This window comes from Methylovulum miyakonense HT12 (genome assembly GCF_000384075.1).
In the GTDB taxonomy this organism is placed as follows: domain Bacteria; phylum Pseudomonadota; class Gammaproteobacteria; order Methylococcales; family Methylomonadaceae; genus Methylovulum; species Methylovulum miyakonense.
The window spans coordinates 842,929-858,379 of record NZ_KB913025.1; the positions used below are offsets into that span (position 1 = coordinate 842,929).

Genomic DNA, 15,451 nt, shown 5'->3' on the forward strand with positions numbered 1-15,451 from the left:
TCGCTCCTTTGTTAATTGCCATCCAATACCCTGATGTTCATCTGGGCATTTTCCTCGTCTAACTGCTGTTTGATAGGGGCGAATTTTTCATTCTCACTTTGCTTGACCATTGCGATACCGGCAATGATCAGGAACATGGCGCCACCCACATACAACCAGAATTTATCTTTTTTTTGTTCTTGTCCGTTCATTGTCACACCTTTTTTATTATTTTTTTAAGTCGTCTAATGATGCGCCGAAGTTGATATGGAAAACTTGGCCATTTAGCAGTAGTGCGGGGACTGACTTTACGCCAGACTGTTCCGCTTCAAAAATACGTCCCGCCTGTTCCCCCAAATGCACAACCTCAACGGCATACCTGCCATGATCAATGGCGTCAGCCACCATTTGTTCGGCCCCCACACAAACAGGGCATCCAGCATGATAAAAAATCGCAGTATTCATAAATCGCTCTCCTTTTTTGGTTTCGAGTCGATACTATATGTGAGTTTTTAGTCCATTGTCAATCCAAAAAATGATATTTTGCAATGGATTGTGCCGCGCCACATTTTGGTTAAGCCACCCCATCTTTGCACCAAAATAGATCAAAAATTCCCGGTGTTTGCGCCCATTTTGTAACGCCAATTGCCAATTTTGCATGTTTAACGTGGCTAATCAGTACAGCACATTCAAACAATTTCTGAGATAATAAGAAGCTAATATCTCGGCATATTAATTGCTCACCTCCCACACCGGCCTCTCTTTTTAACTGGCGACAAGTAATGAAAGACAAAAAAGCATTTAAACCCTGTGATTTGGTTCTCTTCGGCGCACTCGGCGATTTATCCCGCCGCAAACTACTTATTTCTTTGTATCGGTTGGAAAATGCCCAACTGATAGAACCGGACACCCGCATCATTGGTGTCGACAGACATGCGCATGACAATGCACAATTTATTGATATTGCCTATAAAAGCTTGCAGGAGTTTTTAAATGAGGCAATGGACGAAGTGGTTTGGAAACGCTTTTCGGCCAGGCTGGCTTATTTGCAAATTGATTTGACGCAAACGGAGCAATACAAACTATTAAAAAGCGTCACCGACAGCAAAACCCGGGTGCTGGTCAATTACTTTGCCGTATCGCCATTTTTGTTTAAAAACATTTGTCAGGGATTGCACCAATCCGGGATTTTGACTGAAGAGTCCCGCATGGTCATGGAGAAACCCATTGGCCACAACCTAAAATCATCCAAAGAAATCAATGATGTGGTGGCTAACGTCTTTAGCGAAAAGCAAGTCTTCCGCATTGACCATTATCTAGGGAAAGAAACGGTGCTGAATTTGCTGGCGTTACGCTTTGCCAACTCGATTTTCACCACCAACTGGAACCACAACACCATCGACCACATCCAAATCACCGTTGCCGAAGAGGTCGGCATTGAAGGCCGTTGGGACTATTTCGACAAAACCGGGCAATTGCGTGACATGGTGCAGAACCATTTATTGCAGATCCTGACATTTATTGCCATGGAGCCCCCTGTCAATCTGGAAGCCGAAAGCATCCATAACGAAAAGATCAAAGTCCTGAAGGCATTGCGCCCAATCACCCTCAACAACGTTGAAGAAAAAACCGTACGCGGGCAATATTCGGCCGGCTATTTGAAAGGCAAGGCGGTCCCGGGTTACCTGGAGGAAGAAGGCGCAAACACCGAAAGCACCACTGAAAGTTTCGTGGCCTTGCGTGTGGACATTGACAACTGGCGGTGGGCCGGCGTGCCTTTTTACCTACGCACGGGCAAGGCCATGCTCAGCAAACGCACTGAAATTGTCGTTTACTTCAAACAATTGCCACATAACATTTTTAGCGACAGTTTCCGCGAGTTGCCCCCCAACAAGCTGATCATCCATTTGCAGCCCAACGAGGGTGTGGAAATTGAAATGCTCAATAAAATCCCCGGCATTGACGAGCATATCAAGTTGAAAAAAACCAAGCTCGACTTAAGCTTTTCCGAAGCCTTCAAAAAGAGCCGGATCTTCGGCGGTTATGAGAAATTGGTGCTGGAAGCCATGCGCGGCAACCCGACCTTGTTCTTAAGCCGCGAAGAAATCGAACAGGCGTGGACATGGATTGATTCGATACAGAACGCCTGGCAACATCTCAATGCCGAGCCCAAATCCTATCCGGCAGGAACCTGGGGGCCGGTCGCATCGGTCGCGCTGATTGCCAGGGATGGCAGGGCTTGGGAAGAGTAAATCAAAAAACCATACCCTGAAAGTCTTCAAAAACCTTTCAGGTTTAAAAGCCTCCGAACTTAAAAATAACCGCCGTTGATTTATCAGGATTGTCCATGCACCCATTATTAGAAAAAGTCACCAAAGAAGTCATTGACCGCAGCCACCGCACCCGCGAAGCCTATTTGGTGTGTATCGACGGGGCGATAGGCAAAGGCCCGCACCGCTCCGTGTTAGGCTGTGGTAACCTGGCACATGGCTTTGCCGCGTGTGGCGCAGGCGAAAAACTGGATTTGGCGGGCGATAAAAAAGCCAATATAGGCATTATCTCCTCGTATAACGACATGCTGTCCGCGCATGAGCCATACAAAGACGCGCCCGCCCTGATCAAAGAAGCCATCAGCGCCGCAGGTGGCGTGGCGCAATTTGCGGGCGGCGTCCCTGCGATGTGCGACGGCATCACCCAAGGCCAGGCCGGGATGGAATTGTCCCTGTTCAGCCGCGACGTGATCGCCATGTCCACCGCCATTGGCTTGAGCCACAATATGTTTGACGGTGCGCTGTACCTAGGGGTGTGCGACAAGATCGTCCCGGGCTTGCTGATGGGCGCGTTGAGTTTCGGGCACTTGCCCGCCGTGTTTGTCCCCGCCGGCCCCATGCCCAGCGGCATCACCAACAAAGAAAAATCCCGCGCCCGACAACAATATGCAGAAGGCAAAATCGGCCGCGCCGAATTGTTGGAGTCCGAATCCAAATCCTACCACAGCCCTGGCACTTGCACGTTTTATGGCACGGCGAACAGCAACCAGATGATGGTGGAAATGATGGGGTTACATTTGCCAGGCAGCTCCTTCGTCAATCCGTACACGCCATTGCGCGATGAACTGACCAAAGCCGCCGCCCGGCAAGTCCTGAAATTTACCGCCTTAGGCAATGATTTCCGCCCCATCGGCCATGTCATCAACGAAAAAGCCATCTTAAATGCCCTGATCGGCTTGCTGGCGACAGGTGGATCGACCAACCACACCATGCACCTAGTTGCCATAGCACGGATGGCGGGCATCATCATCAACTGGAATGATTTTGACAATCTGTCCAAAGCCATCCCATTGATCACCAAGATTTACCCGAACGGCCCGGCTGACGTCAACCACTTCCAAGCCGCTGGCGGTATGGGCGTGCTGATTGCCGAACTGCTCAAACACGGCATGATGCACGAAGACATTTTGACAATTGGCGACCGGCACGGCATGGGCCAATATACACAAGAGCCGAAAATTATTGGCGGCAACTTGGTTTGGGAGGCCAGCCCCGCCGCGTCGCTGGACACCGAAGTCATCGCCACCGTAGAAAAACCGTTTGCACCGGGTGGCGGCATCCATCTGATACGTGGCAACTTGGGGCGCGGCATCTCCAAAGTCTCCGCCGTATCCGAAGACCATCAAGTGGTTGAAGCCCCCGCCGTGGTGTTTGATGACCAGGACGAAATGATGGCGGCCTTCAAACGCGGCGAACTGAACCACGATTTTGTCGCCGTGTTGCGCTTCCAAGGCCCGCGCGCCAATGGGATGCCGGAACTGCACAAACTGACCCCGGCGCTAGGTTTATTGCAGGACAAAGGCTACAAAGTGGCCTTGTTGACTGACGGGCGCATGTCCGGCGCGTCCGGCAAAGTGCCTTCCGCCATCCATATGTACCCCGAATGCATCAACGGCGGGCCGCTGGCAAAAGTACGTAACGGCGACATCATTTCCCTGAACATCAAAACGGGCGATGTGAATGTGTTGGTTGACGAAACCGAGTTTAACGGCCGTTTACCGGAAGAAAACTCCGCGAAAAACCACCATTTTGGTATGGGACGGGAAATGTTCGGAGGGTTCCGCCAAGGTGCGACCACCGCCGAAACAGGTGCGAGCAATCTGTTTGTCATTGATTAAACATAGCCGTCTAACCCTAACCAATTGAATTTAAACTAACACAACTGGTAAAACCATGACCCAAACCCACTGGAAAATATCCCCAAAAGACGTGCTCAATGCCAGCTCCGTGATGCCCGTGATGGTTATCCAAAATCTGGATGACGCCGTGCCCTTGGCAGAAGCTTTGGTTGCTGGCGGCATCAGGGTGCTGGAAATCACCTTACGCACACCCATCGCACTGGAAGCCATCAAGCTGATTGCCGATAATGTCAAAGACGCGATTGTTGGCGCAGGTACGATCACCACTCCGGAACAACTTCAAGCCGCCGAAGCGGCGGGCGCCGTGTTCGCCATCAGCCCGGGCCTGACGCCCAAGCTGTTGGCCGCCGCATTAACCGGCAATATCGCCTTGATCCCAGGCATAGCGACGTTGTCAGAACTGATGCAAGGCATGGAATACGGGTTGGACCACTTCAAATTTTTCCCTGCCGAAGCGGCTGGCGGCATCCCCATGTTAAAAGCCATTGCCGGCCCCGTGCCTTATGTGACTTTTTGCCCGACGGGAGGGATTTCGCCTGAAAATTACCAAGACTATCTGGCCCTAAGCAATGTCGCTTGTGTTGGTGGCTCATGGTTGGCGCCTGCCGACGCGGTCAAAGCCAAAAACTGGGCGAAAGTGACGGAACTGGCGCAACAAGCCATAGCCAACGCCAAACCGGCCTGATTGCTTGCTATACCGCTTGCGGCATCATTAAACATACCTAAAACAGAGAGAAAATCCATGACCCAACTACGCAGTCTTACCTTAAATGAGAACGGCCAGCCTTTATGCGAGTTACCTGTTTTAACTGGAAGCACGGGGCCTAATGTTGTTGATGTCCAAGCCTTGTATAAAAACACCGGCATGTTTACTTACGACCCAGGCTTCAATTCAACCGCCAGCTGCCGTTCCACCATCACGTTTATTGACGGGGAAGAAGGGGTGTTGCTGTATCGCGGCTACCCTATCGAACAGCTGGCCGAGCAATGCAACTTTCTTGAAGTCTGTTACTTGATACTGAACGGCGAACTGCCCGCTAGCGGCGAACTGGCCGAGTTCCAATACAATGTCACCATGCACACCATGGTGCATGACCAATTGACCAATTTTTTCAAAGGCTTCCGCCGCGACGCGCATCCCATGGCGATCATGGTCGGGGTCGTCGGGGCCTTATCGGCGTTTTACCACGATGCCTTGGACATCCGCTCTAAAAAAGACCGTGAAATCAGTGCGATACGCTTGATTGCGAAAGTGCCGACCATTGTCGCCATGTGCCATAAGTACAGCACTGGCATGCCGTTCATGTACCCGCAAAACAAGCTCAGTTATGTGGAAAACTTCCTGCGCATGATGCACGCGACCCCATGCGACGACTATCAGGCCAACCCGGTGCTGGTGCGTGCCTTGGAAAGGATTTTGATCCTGCACGCCGACCACGAACAAAACGCCTCCACATCAACGGTGCGTCTGGCAGGTTCCAGCGGAGCCAACCCGTTCGCCTGCATCACGGCGGGCATCGCCTGTTTGTGGGGCTCTGCGCATGGCGGCGCGAACGAGGCGGTGTTGAACATGTTGGAGAAAATCGGCGATGTCTCGCGCATCCCCGAATTCATCAAAAAAGCCAAGGACAAAAACGACCCGTTCCGGCTCATGGGCTTCGGCCACCGGGTCTACAAAAACCACGACCCCCGCGCCAAACTCATGCGTGCCACTTGCCATGAAGTGCTTACCGAACTGGGCCTGCACGACAATAAACTGTTCGCGCTGGCGTTGGAATTGGAACGTATCGCCTTGGAAGATGAATACTTCATCGAGAAAAAGCTCTACCCCAATGTCGACTTCTATTCCGGCATCGTCCTGCACGCCTTAGGCATCCCCACCAATATGTTCACCGCGATGTTTGCAATGGGGCGTACCGTAGGCTGGATAGCGCATTGGGATGAAATGATCGCCGACCCGGAACAAAAAATCGGCCGTCCAAGACAGTTGTATACCGGGGCAGTCCGCCGTGACGTTCCGGCAGACCATCGTAAATCGAATTAAAGCAAGCTGTTAACACAGGCTAGGCCGGGCAACCCTCGTTACCCGGCCTAAAATGGCACATTACCCGTACATCAGCTTCCTACCGCCGCTATAGCACAGGACAAGCACGGCCCGCACGTTTGGCAATAAAATTACCTTTTTCCGTTGTTTGGACAGTGTTACCGTTCAACACAAAACCAATATATTCACCGGTAAACTCATTGTTATTCGCAAACTGCCCGAATAACCCATGCATCCATTGATTTTGCGGCGAATACGCGGTCGTCCGTAGCCTATCCCCTTTTTGGAACCACGTACCGTTCGCCCCTGGGAACGTATACGAAGTCCACGTTCCGTTGCTCAGGAAACAGACCTTATTGGCAACCCCAAAAGCCAAATTAGGTTCGACATAAGACGTGATTTCCCAGTACCCAACCGGCGAAGCGGCGGATGCGAAAACGGAATAAAGCATTAAGGCAATGCCTGAAAATTTAGCCATATTTTTGCGTTTCATAATAATTCCTCGTTGTTGTTTACCATCAGTTGATGTTTTTCCCCACTCTCAGGCAACCCCTAGGGATGTACCCTCCTGCGCAAGGCCAGGAAACAAGCTATCAGCCCCTTGGCCTTGGGTTGGGATTATAGCCATCAACCAAAGCCCGTTTAAGTGCATATGTCACAAGCAAAATGTTATTATGAAACAATAGATAACTGATGTTACGCAAACATTTTCTGCGGCTTGAAAATAAATAATGATGAGTCGCTAGCGCGACAGTTTTTTAATCGGGTTCTCGCACCCGAAAGCGAGATACTTTTTTTTGCTCCGCCTCGGCAACTGCTCCTGCGTTGCCCTACCTCTGTCCATAGACCACCCTTTAGTGGTGGCATCCTTGCAGTCGAAAAGAAAGTATCCAAAGACAAATCTGCTTGGAGCAGATTTGGATGCGAAGCACACGGAGTGCGAGTGCCTGGACGGCACGAGTCAGAAGGCGGCCCGATTACCGCTTCCTCCTTGCGCTCCTCGGTTTTGTCGGGGCCATTGGACGGGGCATTACGCTACCGTTCCATACAGGCTGGCCAGCCCGTTTTTATCAGCCCCCACCAAAAACCATTCGACACGACACCATAAACTTGGTAAGAATGCGCCTACGCCCAACACTTCCTTGGCTTAATGCTTATGAACCCCTCACGCATCCTCTTACTGGCCATTGCCGCCGTGGCTATCAGCGTATTCTTTGCCTCCGGCGGACAACATTACTTGACGCTGGACATGCTCAAAGCCCAGCAAGACAACCTGTCCGCTTACCGTGACGGGCATCGTTCCCTAACCATCGCCCTCTACAGCCTGCTGTACATCCTCGTGACGGGTTTGTCCTTGCCCGGCGCGACGGTGATGACCTTGGCGGGCGGTGCGCTGTTCGGGTTGTTGTGGGGGACGGTGATCGTGTCGTTCGCGTCAACCATAGGCGCGACGCTGGCGTTTTTGGCGGCGCGTTTTTTGTTCAGGGAGCAAATCCAAGACCGTTTTGGTGACCGCCTGAAAACCATCAACGAAGGCATGGCGCAGGACGGAGCCTTGTATTTGTTCACCTTGCGTTTAGTGCCGTTGTTCCCGTTTTTTATCATCAACTTGGTGATGGGCTTGACGGCGATCAGCACACGCACCTTTTACGCGGTCAGCCAAGTCGGCATGTTGGCGGGGACGTTGGTGTACGTGAACGCGGGCACGCAATTGGCGCAATTGGATTCGTTAGCGGGGATTTTGTCGCCAACCTTGGTCGGCTCTTTTGCGTTGCTAGGCCTGTTCCCGCTCATCACCCAAAAAATCTTGGCGTTGCTCCAAGCCCGCAAGGTTTACAGCGCATGGGTTAAGCCGCAGACATTTGACAATAATCTGGTCGTGATCGGCGCAGGTGCGGGCGGCTTGGTGGCCTCGTACATCGCCGCCGCAGTCAAGGCCAAAGTCACGCTGATCGAAAAGCACCGCATGGGCGGCGATTGTTTGTACACGGGGTGTGTGCCTTCCAAGACCTTGATCCGTAGCGCCAAAGCCGCTGCACAAATCCGCCGCAGCGCAGAATTTGGCATCTACACCAGCCCGCCGGACGTGGATTTTGCGGCGGTGATGGCACGGGTGCAGGCCGTGATTAAAGCTATCGAACCGCACGATTCGCCTGGGCGGTACACGGAATTGGGTGTGGACGTTATCAATGGCACGGCGAAAATCATTTCGCCCTGGGAAGTGGAAGTAAACGGCGACAATGGAAGCCACGTCATCACCACCCGCGCCATCGTCATCGCCACCGGGGCCCAACCCTTCGTACCTGAGATCCCTGGCTTGGCGGAAACGGGCTATCTGACCTCGGACACTATCTGGAGTTTGCAGGAAAAACCGGAACGCTTGCTGGTGCTAGGCGGCGGCGCGATAGGTTGTGAACTGGCGCAAGCGTTTGCACGTTTGGGCTGTCGGGTTACGCAAGTGGAAATATTGCCGCGTTTGTTGGCGCGTGAAGACAGCGAAGTATCGGAATGGGTCGAAAGCAAATTCCGGCAGGAAGGCATACAGGTTTTGCTGGGGCATGAAGCCAAAACGTTCCTAATCGAAAATGGCGAAAAAACGCTAATCACCGGACAACAAGGCCAAACAACACGTATTGCCTTCGACCAAGTTTTGCTTGCCCTAGGCCGTAGCGCAAATGTCTCAGGCTTTGGCTTAGAAGCACTGGGCATCAGGCTGTCACCCAAAAAGACCATCGCCATAGACGGCTTCCAAACCACCAATTTCCCGAACATCTACGCCTGCGGCGATGCCGCCGGGCCTTACCAGTTCACCCACACCGCCGCACATCAGGCGTGGTACGCCAGCGTCAACGCGCTGTTCGGGCAAGTCAAAAAATTCCGCACCGACGGTTCCGCCATCCCGCAGGCCATGTTTATCGACCCCGAAGTGGCGCGGGTCGGGCTTAACGAGCAGGAAGCGCGTGAACAAGGCATCGCTTATGAAACCAGCACTTATGCACTGGAAGATTTGGACCGGGCCATTGCCGATGGGGCAACCCAAGGATTTGTCAAAGTGCTGACCAAACCAGGCAAAGACAAAATCCTTGGCGTGACCATTGTCGGCGAACAGGCCAGCGAGCTGGTCGCCGAGTTTGTGTTGGCGATGAAGCACAACTTAGGATTGAATCAGGTCTTGGGGACAATACATATTTACCCGACCTTAGCGGAAGCCAACAAATACGCCGCTGGCGTTTGGAAAAAACAGCATATCCCGCAAACCGCATTAAAGTGCCTGGCGGTTTATCATCGCTGGTTACGGCATTGACGGAAAAACACCCTCATGCTCGATTCCCTACCCTTTCTGCAACCTTCTGACTTTCCGGCAATCACCCGCAAGCCACTGGAAATCTTGCAAGCCAACCTAGGCTATTTGTGCAACCTAAGCTGCACGCACTGCCACGTCAATGCCGGCCCCAAGCGCACGGAACTGATGGACAAAGCCACCATAGACCAAGTGCTGGCGTTCCTAGACCAGCAGCAATTGCATACACTGGATTTGACGGGCGGCGCACCGGAGATGAACCCGTATTTCCGCTATCTGGTGGCCGCCGCCAGGGACAGGGGCATCACCGTCATAGACCGCTGCAACCTGGTGGTTTTGCTGGAAGCCGGTTTTGAAGGTTTGGGGCAGTTTCTGGCGGACAAGCAAGTGGAAATTGTCGCGTCCTTGCCTTGTTATCTGGAAGACAATGTCGATAAACAACGCGGCAAAGGCACGTTCAACGCCAGCATCACCGCCTTGCAACAACTCAATGCGCTGGGTTATGGGCAAGCGGGCAGCGGTTTGCAACTGAACTTGGTCTATAACCCGCAAGGCGCAAACCTGCCGCCCGGACAACACGCGCTGGAACAGGCTTACAAACAATATTTGTTTGTACAATACGGCATTGTTTTTAACCGGTTATATGCGCTGGCGAACCTGCCGATACAACGCTTTGGCAGTGTTTTGCTAAGCAAAGGCCAGTTTGAAGGCTATATGGCCTTGCTGAAAAACAGTTTCAACGCCACCACGCTGGAACAGGTCATGTGCAAAAACACCCTGAGTGTGGATTGGCAAGGTTTTGTTTATGATTGTGATTTTAACCAGATGCTGAAACTGCCCTTGGGGGCGGAAGGGCGGCACACCCATATCACCGAAGTGCCCGCGCTGCTTAACCAACGCATCAACACCTTGCAACACTGCTACGGCTGCACGGCCGGGCAAGGCAGCAGTTGTGGCGGGGCGATTATTGGCTAAACCCATCTACCTGAAGGTCCGGTTTCAGCCATTACCAAAACCCACACCGTGACATGCGCTAAAAATCAATCTCCCGCACCTCATCGTCTTCCGTGATTTGCGCCCACGCCAATTCACCGCCATCGCCATAGCGGTAATGATGCTCGGATTCGACTTCGCCGTAGACGATTTTCTGGCAATGCAGCAATTGCCCATCGCCATCGAAATGGCCTAGGTAATAGAAATTACGGTGATTCAAGTCGGCTTCGGTGATTTCATTCACCAGTTTTAACGGCAATTTGACGCTGCTGTAACTGAGGAAATAACGGGCGGTGGTGTTCATGAGAAAAGGTGGATGCTGATGATTTCTAGGGTTTGCTCTAAGGTCAGGTTTTCGTTTTCACCGATGATGTTGTGCGCCGGAATGGGATATTTCAGGTCGATGCCATAACGTCCTGGCATTTGGGCAAAAGTGAAAATATAAGCCGATAGGCTGGGGTCATGTAGCGTACAAATTTCAATGGCTTGGTAATGCTGTTCCTTCGTGTTCAAGCCCAAGGCATTTTCGCCGTAACGGTGCACCAGTTCCAAGAGCAGGATCTTAAGCGGCGTGTCTTTTTCAATCGCCCAGACATTCATACGCGGCGGGTAACACTTTCTTGATGACGAGCGGACGGGCGAAATGGCCGAATGTCCACACTTGTTGCACTTTATTGATTAACCATAATGACAGTAAAAAACTGCTTATCGCGCTGCCGGCTATCCATAGCTCGGCGGTGCCGCTGTTATCCAGCAAGCCGTCGGCGATGCCCGCCCCCGTAAACAAGGCGAGTACGGGCAACAGGTACAACAATAATGACGCACGCAGCAACAGGCTTTCCTCAATCGCGACGATGACCTTATCGCCAATATTTAGCGGGATCTCGCTATCAACGGGCACCGACTTTTGCTTCAGGACGCTGCCAAGCGCATGGGTGGAACAGGATGCTTTTTGTAGGCAACCACCACAGGCACTGCTTTGCCCGCCCTCGACCCATACCTGATGGTTGGCTATTTTCACCACGACCGCCAATTCTTCTATCATCCCATCCCCCTAAACAAGCAGCGCCAAATGCTTCTCGGCAAAAAAGACCATGCCATCTATCTCTTGCAGGCGAAGCGCTTGCAAACGTTGCCCTAAGCACACCGGGCTTTGGCATTCGCCCGTCGTTGGATCAAAGATGAAACCATGCATCGAGCAACGCAAAAATTTGCCGGTCCCGTCAAAAATGGCGTCCTGTTCGCAATCCAAAGGCCGCTGCATGTGCATACAGTGGTTGACGTAACTGTATGGCTTGCCCTCAAAGAGAAAAACCAGGGCGGAGCAAGCCTGGCCTTTAAGGCTTATTTGACGGGTCAAATAGCTGGCATGGCGTAAGTCGTGCAGCGAACAGATGGCTTTTAATTTCCGGTCTTGCATTTTAAGCCCAAGCCGCTTGCAGGGTTTTAAGCCATGCATCCACGCGGGGCCCCGTCAGCTCCTTTTGGTTTTCCTGATCCAATGCCAAACCGACAAACAAGCCATCGACAATGGCTTTGGACACCTTGAAGTTATACCCCTCGGTGCCGCATTCGCCAATGATGGCCGCACCGCGCTGCTTAAAATTGTCGTAGAGATAAAACATGGCGCTGACAAAGTCATTAGGGTAGCTTTTTTGGTTGCCCAAGCCATAAATGGCGATGGTTTTGCCAGTGAAATCGTGGCCAGCCAATTTTGGCAAAAATTCCGCCCAACTTTCTGTCGCGTTACCGGTTGCCAAACCAGGCAATTCGCCCTCGCCATAAGTTGGCGCCCCCAAGATCAGCACCTCATATCGCAGCAAATCAGCAACCTCCGCGTTACGGATATTCACGGGCTTGGCGGCGAGCCCGGAGCCTAGCAAGGTTGCCATGTCTTTGGCGACCCGTCTGGTGTTGCCCGTATCGGTGCCGAAAAAAATGCCTACTTTTGCCATGACTCCCCCCGCTAGTAAAAACCTATGGCCCTAAGGCTAGCCCTGTATCTGCAACAGACCGCCCGTTGAGGAGGCCTGTTTGCTTTGCCATTCTTCCGGCGTGTAAGCCAGCACGCTGACGGCATGCAACTTACCGGAAGCCAGCGGTGCTTTCAGCGCCGCCAATACGGCTTGCTGTTTTTTCACCAAGGGCAAACCGGCAAAGCGGGTGCTGATGACGGTCAAGCTCAGGTCACAGCCCGCACCATCGACAATCACTTCGGCATCGGCAATCTCTTGCTGGACCAGTTGCGTGACTTCCGCCACGCTTAAATGCTCGCCGCCAGCAGCGCCGTCCTTGGCTTCGGCGGATTTCAACAAGGGCAACAGGCTGCCATCGTTCCACATCGCTTCAACTATGTCACAGCCCCCGACCAACTCGCCATTGACGAACAATTGCGGGTACGTTGGCCAATGCGAGATGCTAGGCAGTTTTTCGCGGATGAACGGGGCGGCCAAGACGTTGACGTAGGTGTACGGGATACTGGTTTGCTTGAGTATCCCCACGGTTTTGGCGGAAAACCCGCATTCGGGTTTTTCCGGCACGCCTTTCATGTACAGGATGACCGGGTTGTTTGCCAGTTGTTCGCGGATTTTTTCTTCGGTGGTTTTCATGAGTTTCCTATTAAATGTAGGCTGGGATGACGTAAGGGATCCCAGCTTGATGGCCTACAGTGCCGGGATTCCTTACGTCATCCCAGCCTACCTAATTATCCGGCTTGTTCCCGCCGCGCCTCATCCGCTTTATGCCCCAATTTGACCTCACCCAGGCCTTTGACGACATCGGCGTCCACTACACAGCGCGACACATCATCCCGGGACGGAATATCAAACATGTTTTTGCGTAAAATCTGCTCCATGATGCTACGCAAGCCCCTGGCGCCGGTTTCCCGTTCAATGGCTTTTTGGGCGATTTCCTCCAACGCTTCCCGCTCAAACACCAATTCCACGCCTTCAAATGCGAACAACTGCTGGTACTGTTTGACCAGCGCGTTTTTCGGTTCGGTCAGCACGCGGATCAACGCGTCGATATCCAAGGGTTCTAACGGGGCCAACACCGGGAAGCGCCCGATAAATTCGGGGATCAAACCAAATTTGCGCAGGTCGCTGGGCTGGGTGGCGTTGAGCATGGCTTCCAGGCTCGGTTTTTCGGCGGTTTGGTTGACGCTGGCATGGAAACCGATGGCGGTGTTGGTCGGCACCAAACGTTTTTCGACGTGTTTTTCCAGACCAGGGAACGAGCCGCCCGCAATGAACAGGATGTTGCGGGTATCCATGATAAGGTCAGCACCTTCTTTGCTATGCCGGCCTTTGTTCGGCAATTTCACTTGCGAACCTTCGACCAAACGCAACAAGGCTTGCTGCACACCTTCGCCGGACACATCACGGGTTCCCGTAGGCTGTTCGGGGCTGCGGGCGATCTTGTCGATTTCGTCCAGATAGACAATGCCCCATTCGGCGTTCGCCATATTGCCTTCGGCGACATCCAGCAAACGCACCAGGATATTTTCAACGTCATCGCCGACATAACCCGCTTGTGTCAGCGTGGTGGCATCGGCGACCACAAACGGCACACCGACGATTTTGGCAAGCGTGCTGGCGAGCAGGGTTTTGCCCGTGCCCGATGGCCCGATCAGCAGGAGGTTGGATTTGCCGATTTCGACATCCTTATCAAACTGGCCTAAGCCCGCATCGCCGCTTTCGTGTTTCAGGCGCTTGTAATGGTTGTACACCGCCACCGCCAGGATTTCTTTGGCAAGTTGCTGGCCGATGACGTATTGGTCCAGATGTTCCTTGATTTTGGCCGGGATCGGCAATGCGCCTTGCATTTTTGACAGCTCTTTTTTGCGGCTCCAGTTACTGACCACCTGATGCGCCAGCGCCACGCAAGCCCCGCAAATATACCCTTCCGCACCGGCAATCAGCGGTATGGAAGCGGATTGTTCAATACCGCAAAAAGAGCAATGTTTGATTTCTTTGATGGTCATGATGGCTGTCCTCAGAGTTAACGTTCCTGTGGGATGGGCTGACGTAAGGAAGCCCATCCAGAATACAGTAAATGATGGGCTTCCCTTCGTTCAGCCCATCCTACATTTCAATGCCGCTCATCCGTATCTTTACCTAAACCCGCCAACCAAGCCCGTTGGCACGTCCGTTTGGCGCGGTCCCCCATTAATTGGCGGATTTTCGGCGTGGCTTTGGCTAGCGATAAGGTTTCCGGTTTGTGGATGTGTTTGCACAACACCAAATGGAAACCAATCTCCGATTCCACCACGCCGCTGATTTCACCCTCTTTCAGCGTAAACAGCACCGCGTCAATCTCCGGATACAATTTGCCGCGCGGCACTTTGCCCAAAATTCCGCCTTGCAATGAAGTCGGGCATTCGGAATGCTGCATCGCCAAATCGGCAAACTTATACGGTTTTTTTTGTAGCCTTACGCCTAATTCTTGGATACGTTGCAAGGCCATTTCGCGGGTGTTTTCCGGGTAATCAGGATTGATGCTGATGAATATATGCCAAGCTTCACGCATTTCCGGTTTTTTAAACTGCTCGGCATGGACGTGGTAATAAATGCCGATTTCCACCTCGCTAATGGTCGGCGCACGGCTACCGACCACATCCAGCACGGTGTTGACTTTGCATTGGCGGTGTAGCGCAGCGCGTAAATGGCTCTCATCCAATTGGTTTTGCTCCAGGTCGGCAAGAAAATCGCTTTCCGCTTCATAACGGCCCCGGATTTCCAAAAATGCCGCCTGCACTTCCTGCTCGGTGATCACCACCGTGGCGGCTTCCGGCGAATTCAGCACACGGTTTTCCAATTTCAGTTCATTGCTGGCCTGCACGCGCACTTGCTGCAATTCTTCCGCCGCCAGTTGCGCGGGCGATTTTTGGAACAGCGTCAGGGCTGCCCTTAACAAGTTATAGGCTTCGGTTTGTGGCTGGCTCATC

At 52.6% G+C, this 15,451-nt stretch carries 18 protein-coding genes; 7 read left to right on the plus strand and 11 right to left on the minus strand.

Annotation, left to right across the window (positions count from 1 at the left end):
- Positions 1 to 11 precede the first annotated feature (11 nt).
- Both METMI_RS0104445 and METMI_RS0104450 read right to left on the minus strand, forming a co-directional pair.
- A complete protein-coding gene (locus tag METMI_RS0104445; protein ID WP_019865036.1) occupies positions 12 to 191 on the minus strand; it encodes a hypothetical protein in 180 nt (59 codons plus the stop codon).
- Between the two features lie 16 nt (positions 192 to 207).
- Entirely contained in the window at positions 208 to 444 is a 237-nt protein-coding gene (locus METMI_RS0104450) for a thioredoxin family protein (RefSeq protein ID WP_019865037.1), read from the minus strand.
- A gap of 317 nt (positions 445 to 761) precedes the next feature.
- On the opposite strand from METMI_RS0104450, the gene zwf reads away from it, so the two are divergent.
- The 4 genes from zwf to gltA all read left to right on the plus strand — a co-directional run bounded on the left by zwf (position 762) and on the right by gltA (position 6,212).
- Entirely contained in the window at positions 762 to 2,231 is a 1,470-nt protein-coding gene (gene zwf / locus METMI_RS0104460) for a glucose-6-phosphate dehydrogenase (protein ID WP_019865039.1), read from the plus strand.
- Between the two features lie 95 nt (positions 2,232 to 2,326).
- On the plus strand, positions 2,327 to 4,147 hold the full coding sequence (gene edd / locus METMI_RS0104465) for a phosphogluconate dehydratase (protein WP_019865040.1): 1,821 nt from the start codon (positions 2,327 to 2,329) through the stop codon (positions 4,145 to 4,147).
- A gap of 55 nt (positions 4,148 to 4,202) precedes the next feature.
- Positions 4,203 to 4,853 carry a bifunctional 4-hydroxy-2-oxoglutarate aldolase/2-dehydro-3-deoxy-phosphogluconate aldolase gene (locus tag METMI_RS0104470; RefSeq protein WP_019865041.1) on the plus strand — a complete coding sequence of 217 codons (651 nt, stop codon included), beginning with the start codon at positions 4,203 to 4,205 and terminating at the stop codon, positions 4,851 to 4,853.
- Between the two features lie 57 nt (positions 4,854 to 4,910).
- Positions 4,911 to 6,212, plus strand: a complete 1,302-nt coding sequence (gene gltA / locus METMI_RS0104475) for a citrate synthase (RefSeq protein ID WP_019865043.1) — start codon at positions 4,911 to 4,913, stop codon at positions 6,210 to 6,212.
- Between the two features lie 88 nt (positions 6,213 to 6,300).
- Here gltA and METMI_RS0104480 read toward each other — a convergent pair whose 3' ends face one another.
- Positions 6,301 to 6,705: a hypothetical protein gene (locus METMI_RS0104480; RefSeq protein ID WP_019865044.1), complete on the minus strand. Its 405-nt coding sequence runs from the start codon at positions 6,703 to 6,705 to the stop codon at positions 6,301 to 6,303.
- 450 nt (positions 6,706 to 7,155) lie between these two features.
- On the opposite strand from METMI_RS0104480, the gene METMI_RS26725 reads away from it, so the two are divergent.
- Genes METMI_RS26725 through arsS form a run of 3 tightly spaced genes read left to right on the plus strand, consistent with a single transcriptional unit; the run spans position 7,156 to position 10,488 of the window.
- Positions 7,156 to 7,320 carry a hypothetical protein gene (locus METMI_RS26725; protein WP_156829763.1) on the plus strand — a complete coding sequence of 55 codons (165 nt, stop codon included), beginning with the start codon at positions 7,156 to 7,158 and terminating at the stop codon, positions 7,318 to 7,320.
- A 48-nt stretch (positions 7,321 to 7,368) separates the two neighbouring features.
- The gene (locus METMI_RS0104485) at positions 7,369 to 9,516 is read left to right on the plus strand and encodes an FAD-dependent oxidoreductase (protein WP_019865045.1); all 2,148 of its coding nucleotides are present in this window, start codon (positions 7,369 to 7,371) and stop codon (positions 9,514 to 9,516) included.
- A gap of 15 nt (positions 9,517 to 9,531) precedes the next feature.
- Positions 9,532 to 10,488, plus strand: coding sequence for an arsenosugar biosynthesis radical SAM (seleno)protein ArsS (gene arsS / locus METMI_RS0104490; RefSeq protein WP_019865046.1), 957 nt, complete (start codon positions 9,532 to 9,534; stop codon positions 10,486 to 10,488).
- Positions 10,489 to 10,546: 58 nt separating this feature from the next.
- Here the strand turns inward: arsS and METMI_RS0104495 are convergent, their stop codons facing one another.
- The 8 genes from METMI_RS0104495 to nifM all read right to left on the minus strand — a co-directional run bounded on the left by METMI_RS0104495 (position 10,547) and on the right by nifM (position 15,450).
- A complete protein-coding gene (locus tag METMI_RS0104495) occupies positions 10,547 to 10,810 on the minus strand; it encodes a DUF6156 family protein (protein WP_019865047.1) in 264 nt (87 codons plus the stop codon).
- Positions 10,807 to 11,106, minus strand: coding sequence for a hypothetical protein (locus METMI_RS0104500; protein ID WP_019865048.1), 300 nt, complete (start codon positions 11,104 to 11,106; stop codon positions 10,807 to 10,809). The genes METMI_RS0104495 and METMI_RS0104500 overlap by 4 nt, the downstream gene beginning before the upstream one ends.
- Entirely contained in the window at positions 11,087 to 11,551 is a 465-nt protein-coding gene (locus METMI_RS0104505; RefSeq protein ID WP_019865049.1) for a SoxR reducing system RseC family protein, read from the minus strand. The genes METMI_RS0104500 and METMI_RS0104505 overlap by 20 nt, the downstream gene beginning before the upstream one ends.
- Before the next feature lie 9 nt (positions 11,552 to 11,560).
- Entirely contained in the window at positions 11,561 to 11,926 is a 366-nt protein-coding gene (locus tag METMI_RS0104510) for a Rieske (2Fe-2S) protein (protein ID WP_232215178.1), read from the minus strand.
- 1 nt (position 11,927) lies between these two features.
- Positions 11,928 to 12,461: a flavodoxin gene (locus METMI_RS0104515; RefSeq protein WP_019865051.1), complete on the minus strand. Its 534-nt coding sequence runs from the start codon at positions 12,459 to 12,461 to the stop codon at positions 11,928 to 11,930.
- Positions 12,462 to 12,497: 36 nt separating this feature from the next.
- Positions 12,498 to 13,115 carry a Grx4 family monothiol glutaredoxin gene (grxD, locus tag METMI_RS0104520; protein WP_019865052.1) on the minus strand — a complete coding sequence of 206 codons (618 nt, stop codon included), beginning with the start codon at positions 13,113 to 13,115 and terminating at the stop codon, positions 12,498 to 12,500.
- 95 nt (positions 13,116 to 13,210) lie between these two features.
- Complete coding sequence (gene clpX / locus METMI_RS0104525) at positions 13,211 to 14,488, minus strand: ATP-dependent Clp protease ATP-binding subunit ClpX (RefSeq protein WP_019865053.1); 1,278 nt, start codon at positions 14,486 to 14,488, stop codon at positions 13,211 to 13,213.
- Between the two features lie 107 nt (positions 14,489 to 14,595).
- Entirely contained in the window at positions 14,596 to 15,450 is an 855-nt protein-coding gene (gene nifM, locus METMI_RS0104530) for a nitrogen fixation protein NifM (protein ID WP_019865055.1), read from the minus strand.
- Position 15,451 lies beyond the last annotated feature (1 nt).

What these genes read in the sequence shown, in the direction of transcription:
- METMI_RS0104445 (WP_019865036.1), bottom strand. Translation starts at nt 191, where the DNA reads ATGAACGGACAAGAACAAAAAAAAGATAAATTCTGGTTGTATGTGGGT.
- METMI_RS0104450 (WP_019865037.1), bottom strand. Translation starts at nt 444, where the DNA reads ATGAATACTGCGATTTTTTATCATGCTGGATGCCCTGTTTGTGTGGGG.
- zwf (WP_019865039.1), top strand. Translation starts at nt 762, where the DNA reads ATGAAAGACAAAAAAGCATTTAAACCCTGTGATTTGGTTCTCTTCGGC.
- edd (WP_019865040.1), top strand. Translation starts at nt 2,327, where the DNA reads ATGCACCCATTATTAGAAAAAGTCACCAAAGAAGTCATTGACCGCAGC.
- METMI_RS0104470 (WP_019865041.1), top strand. Translation starts at nt 4,203, where the DNA reads ATGACCCAAACCCACTGGAAAATATCCCCAAAAGACGTGCTCAATGCC.
- gltA (WP_019865043.1), top strand. Translation starts at nt 4,911, where the DNA reads ATGACCCAACTACGCAGTCTTACCTTAAATGAGAACGGCCAGCCTTTA.
- METMI_RS0104480 (WP_019865044.1), bottom strand. Translation starts at nt 6,705, where the DNA reads ATGAAACGCAAAAATATGGCTAAATTTTCAGGCATTGCCTTAATGCTT.
- METMI_RS0104485 (WP_019865045.1), top strand. Translation starts at nt 7,369, where the DNA reads ATGAACCCCTCACGCATCCTCTTACTGGCCATTGCCGCCGTGGCTATC.
- arsS (WP_019865046.1), top strand. Translation starts at nt 9,532, where the DNA reads ATGCTCGATTCCCTACCCTTTCTGCAACCTTCTGACTTTCCGGCAATC.
- METMI_RS0104495 (WP_019865047.1), bottom strand. Translation starts at nt 10,810, where the DNA reads ATGAACACCACCGCCCGTTATTTCCTCAGTTACAGCAGCGTCAAATTG.
- METMI_RS0104500 (WP_019865048.1), bottom strand. Translation starts at nt 11,106, where the DNA reads ATGAATGTCTGGGCGATTGAAAAAGACACGCCGCTTAAGATCCTGCTC.
- METMI_RS0104505 (WP_019865049.1), bottom strand. Translation starts at nt 11,551, where the DNA reads ATGATAGAAGAATTGGCGGTCGTGGTGAAAATAGCCAACCATCAGGTA.
- METMI_RS0104510 (WP_232215178.1), bottom strand. Translation starts at nt 11,926, where the DNA reads ATGCAAGACCGGAAATTAAAAGCCATCTGTTCGCTGCACGACTTACGC.
- METMI_RS0104515 (WP_019865051.1), bottom strand. Translation starts at nt 12,461, where the DNA reads ATGGCAAAAGTAGGCATTTTTTTCGGCACCGATACGGGCAACACCAGA.
- grxD (WP_019865052.1), bottom strand. Translation starts at nt 13,115, where the DNA reads ATGAAAACCACCGAAGAAAAAATCCGCGAACAACTGGCAAACAACCCG.
- clpX (WP_019865053.1), bottom strand. Translation starts at nt 14,488, where the DNA reads ATGACCATCAAAGAAATCAAACATTGCTCTTTTTGCGGTATTGAACAA.
- nifM (WP_019865055.1), bottom strand. Translation starts at nt 15,450, where the DNA reads ATGAGCCAGCCACAAACCGAAGCCTATAACTTGTTAAGGGCAGCCCTG.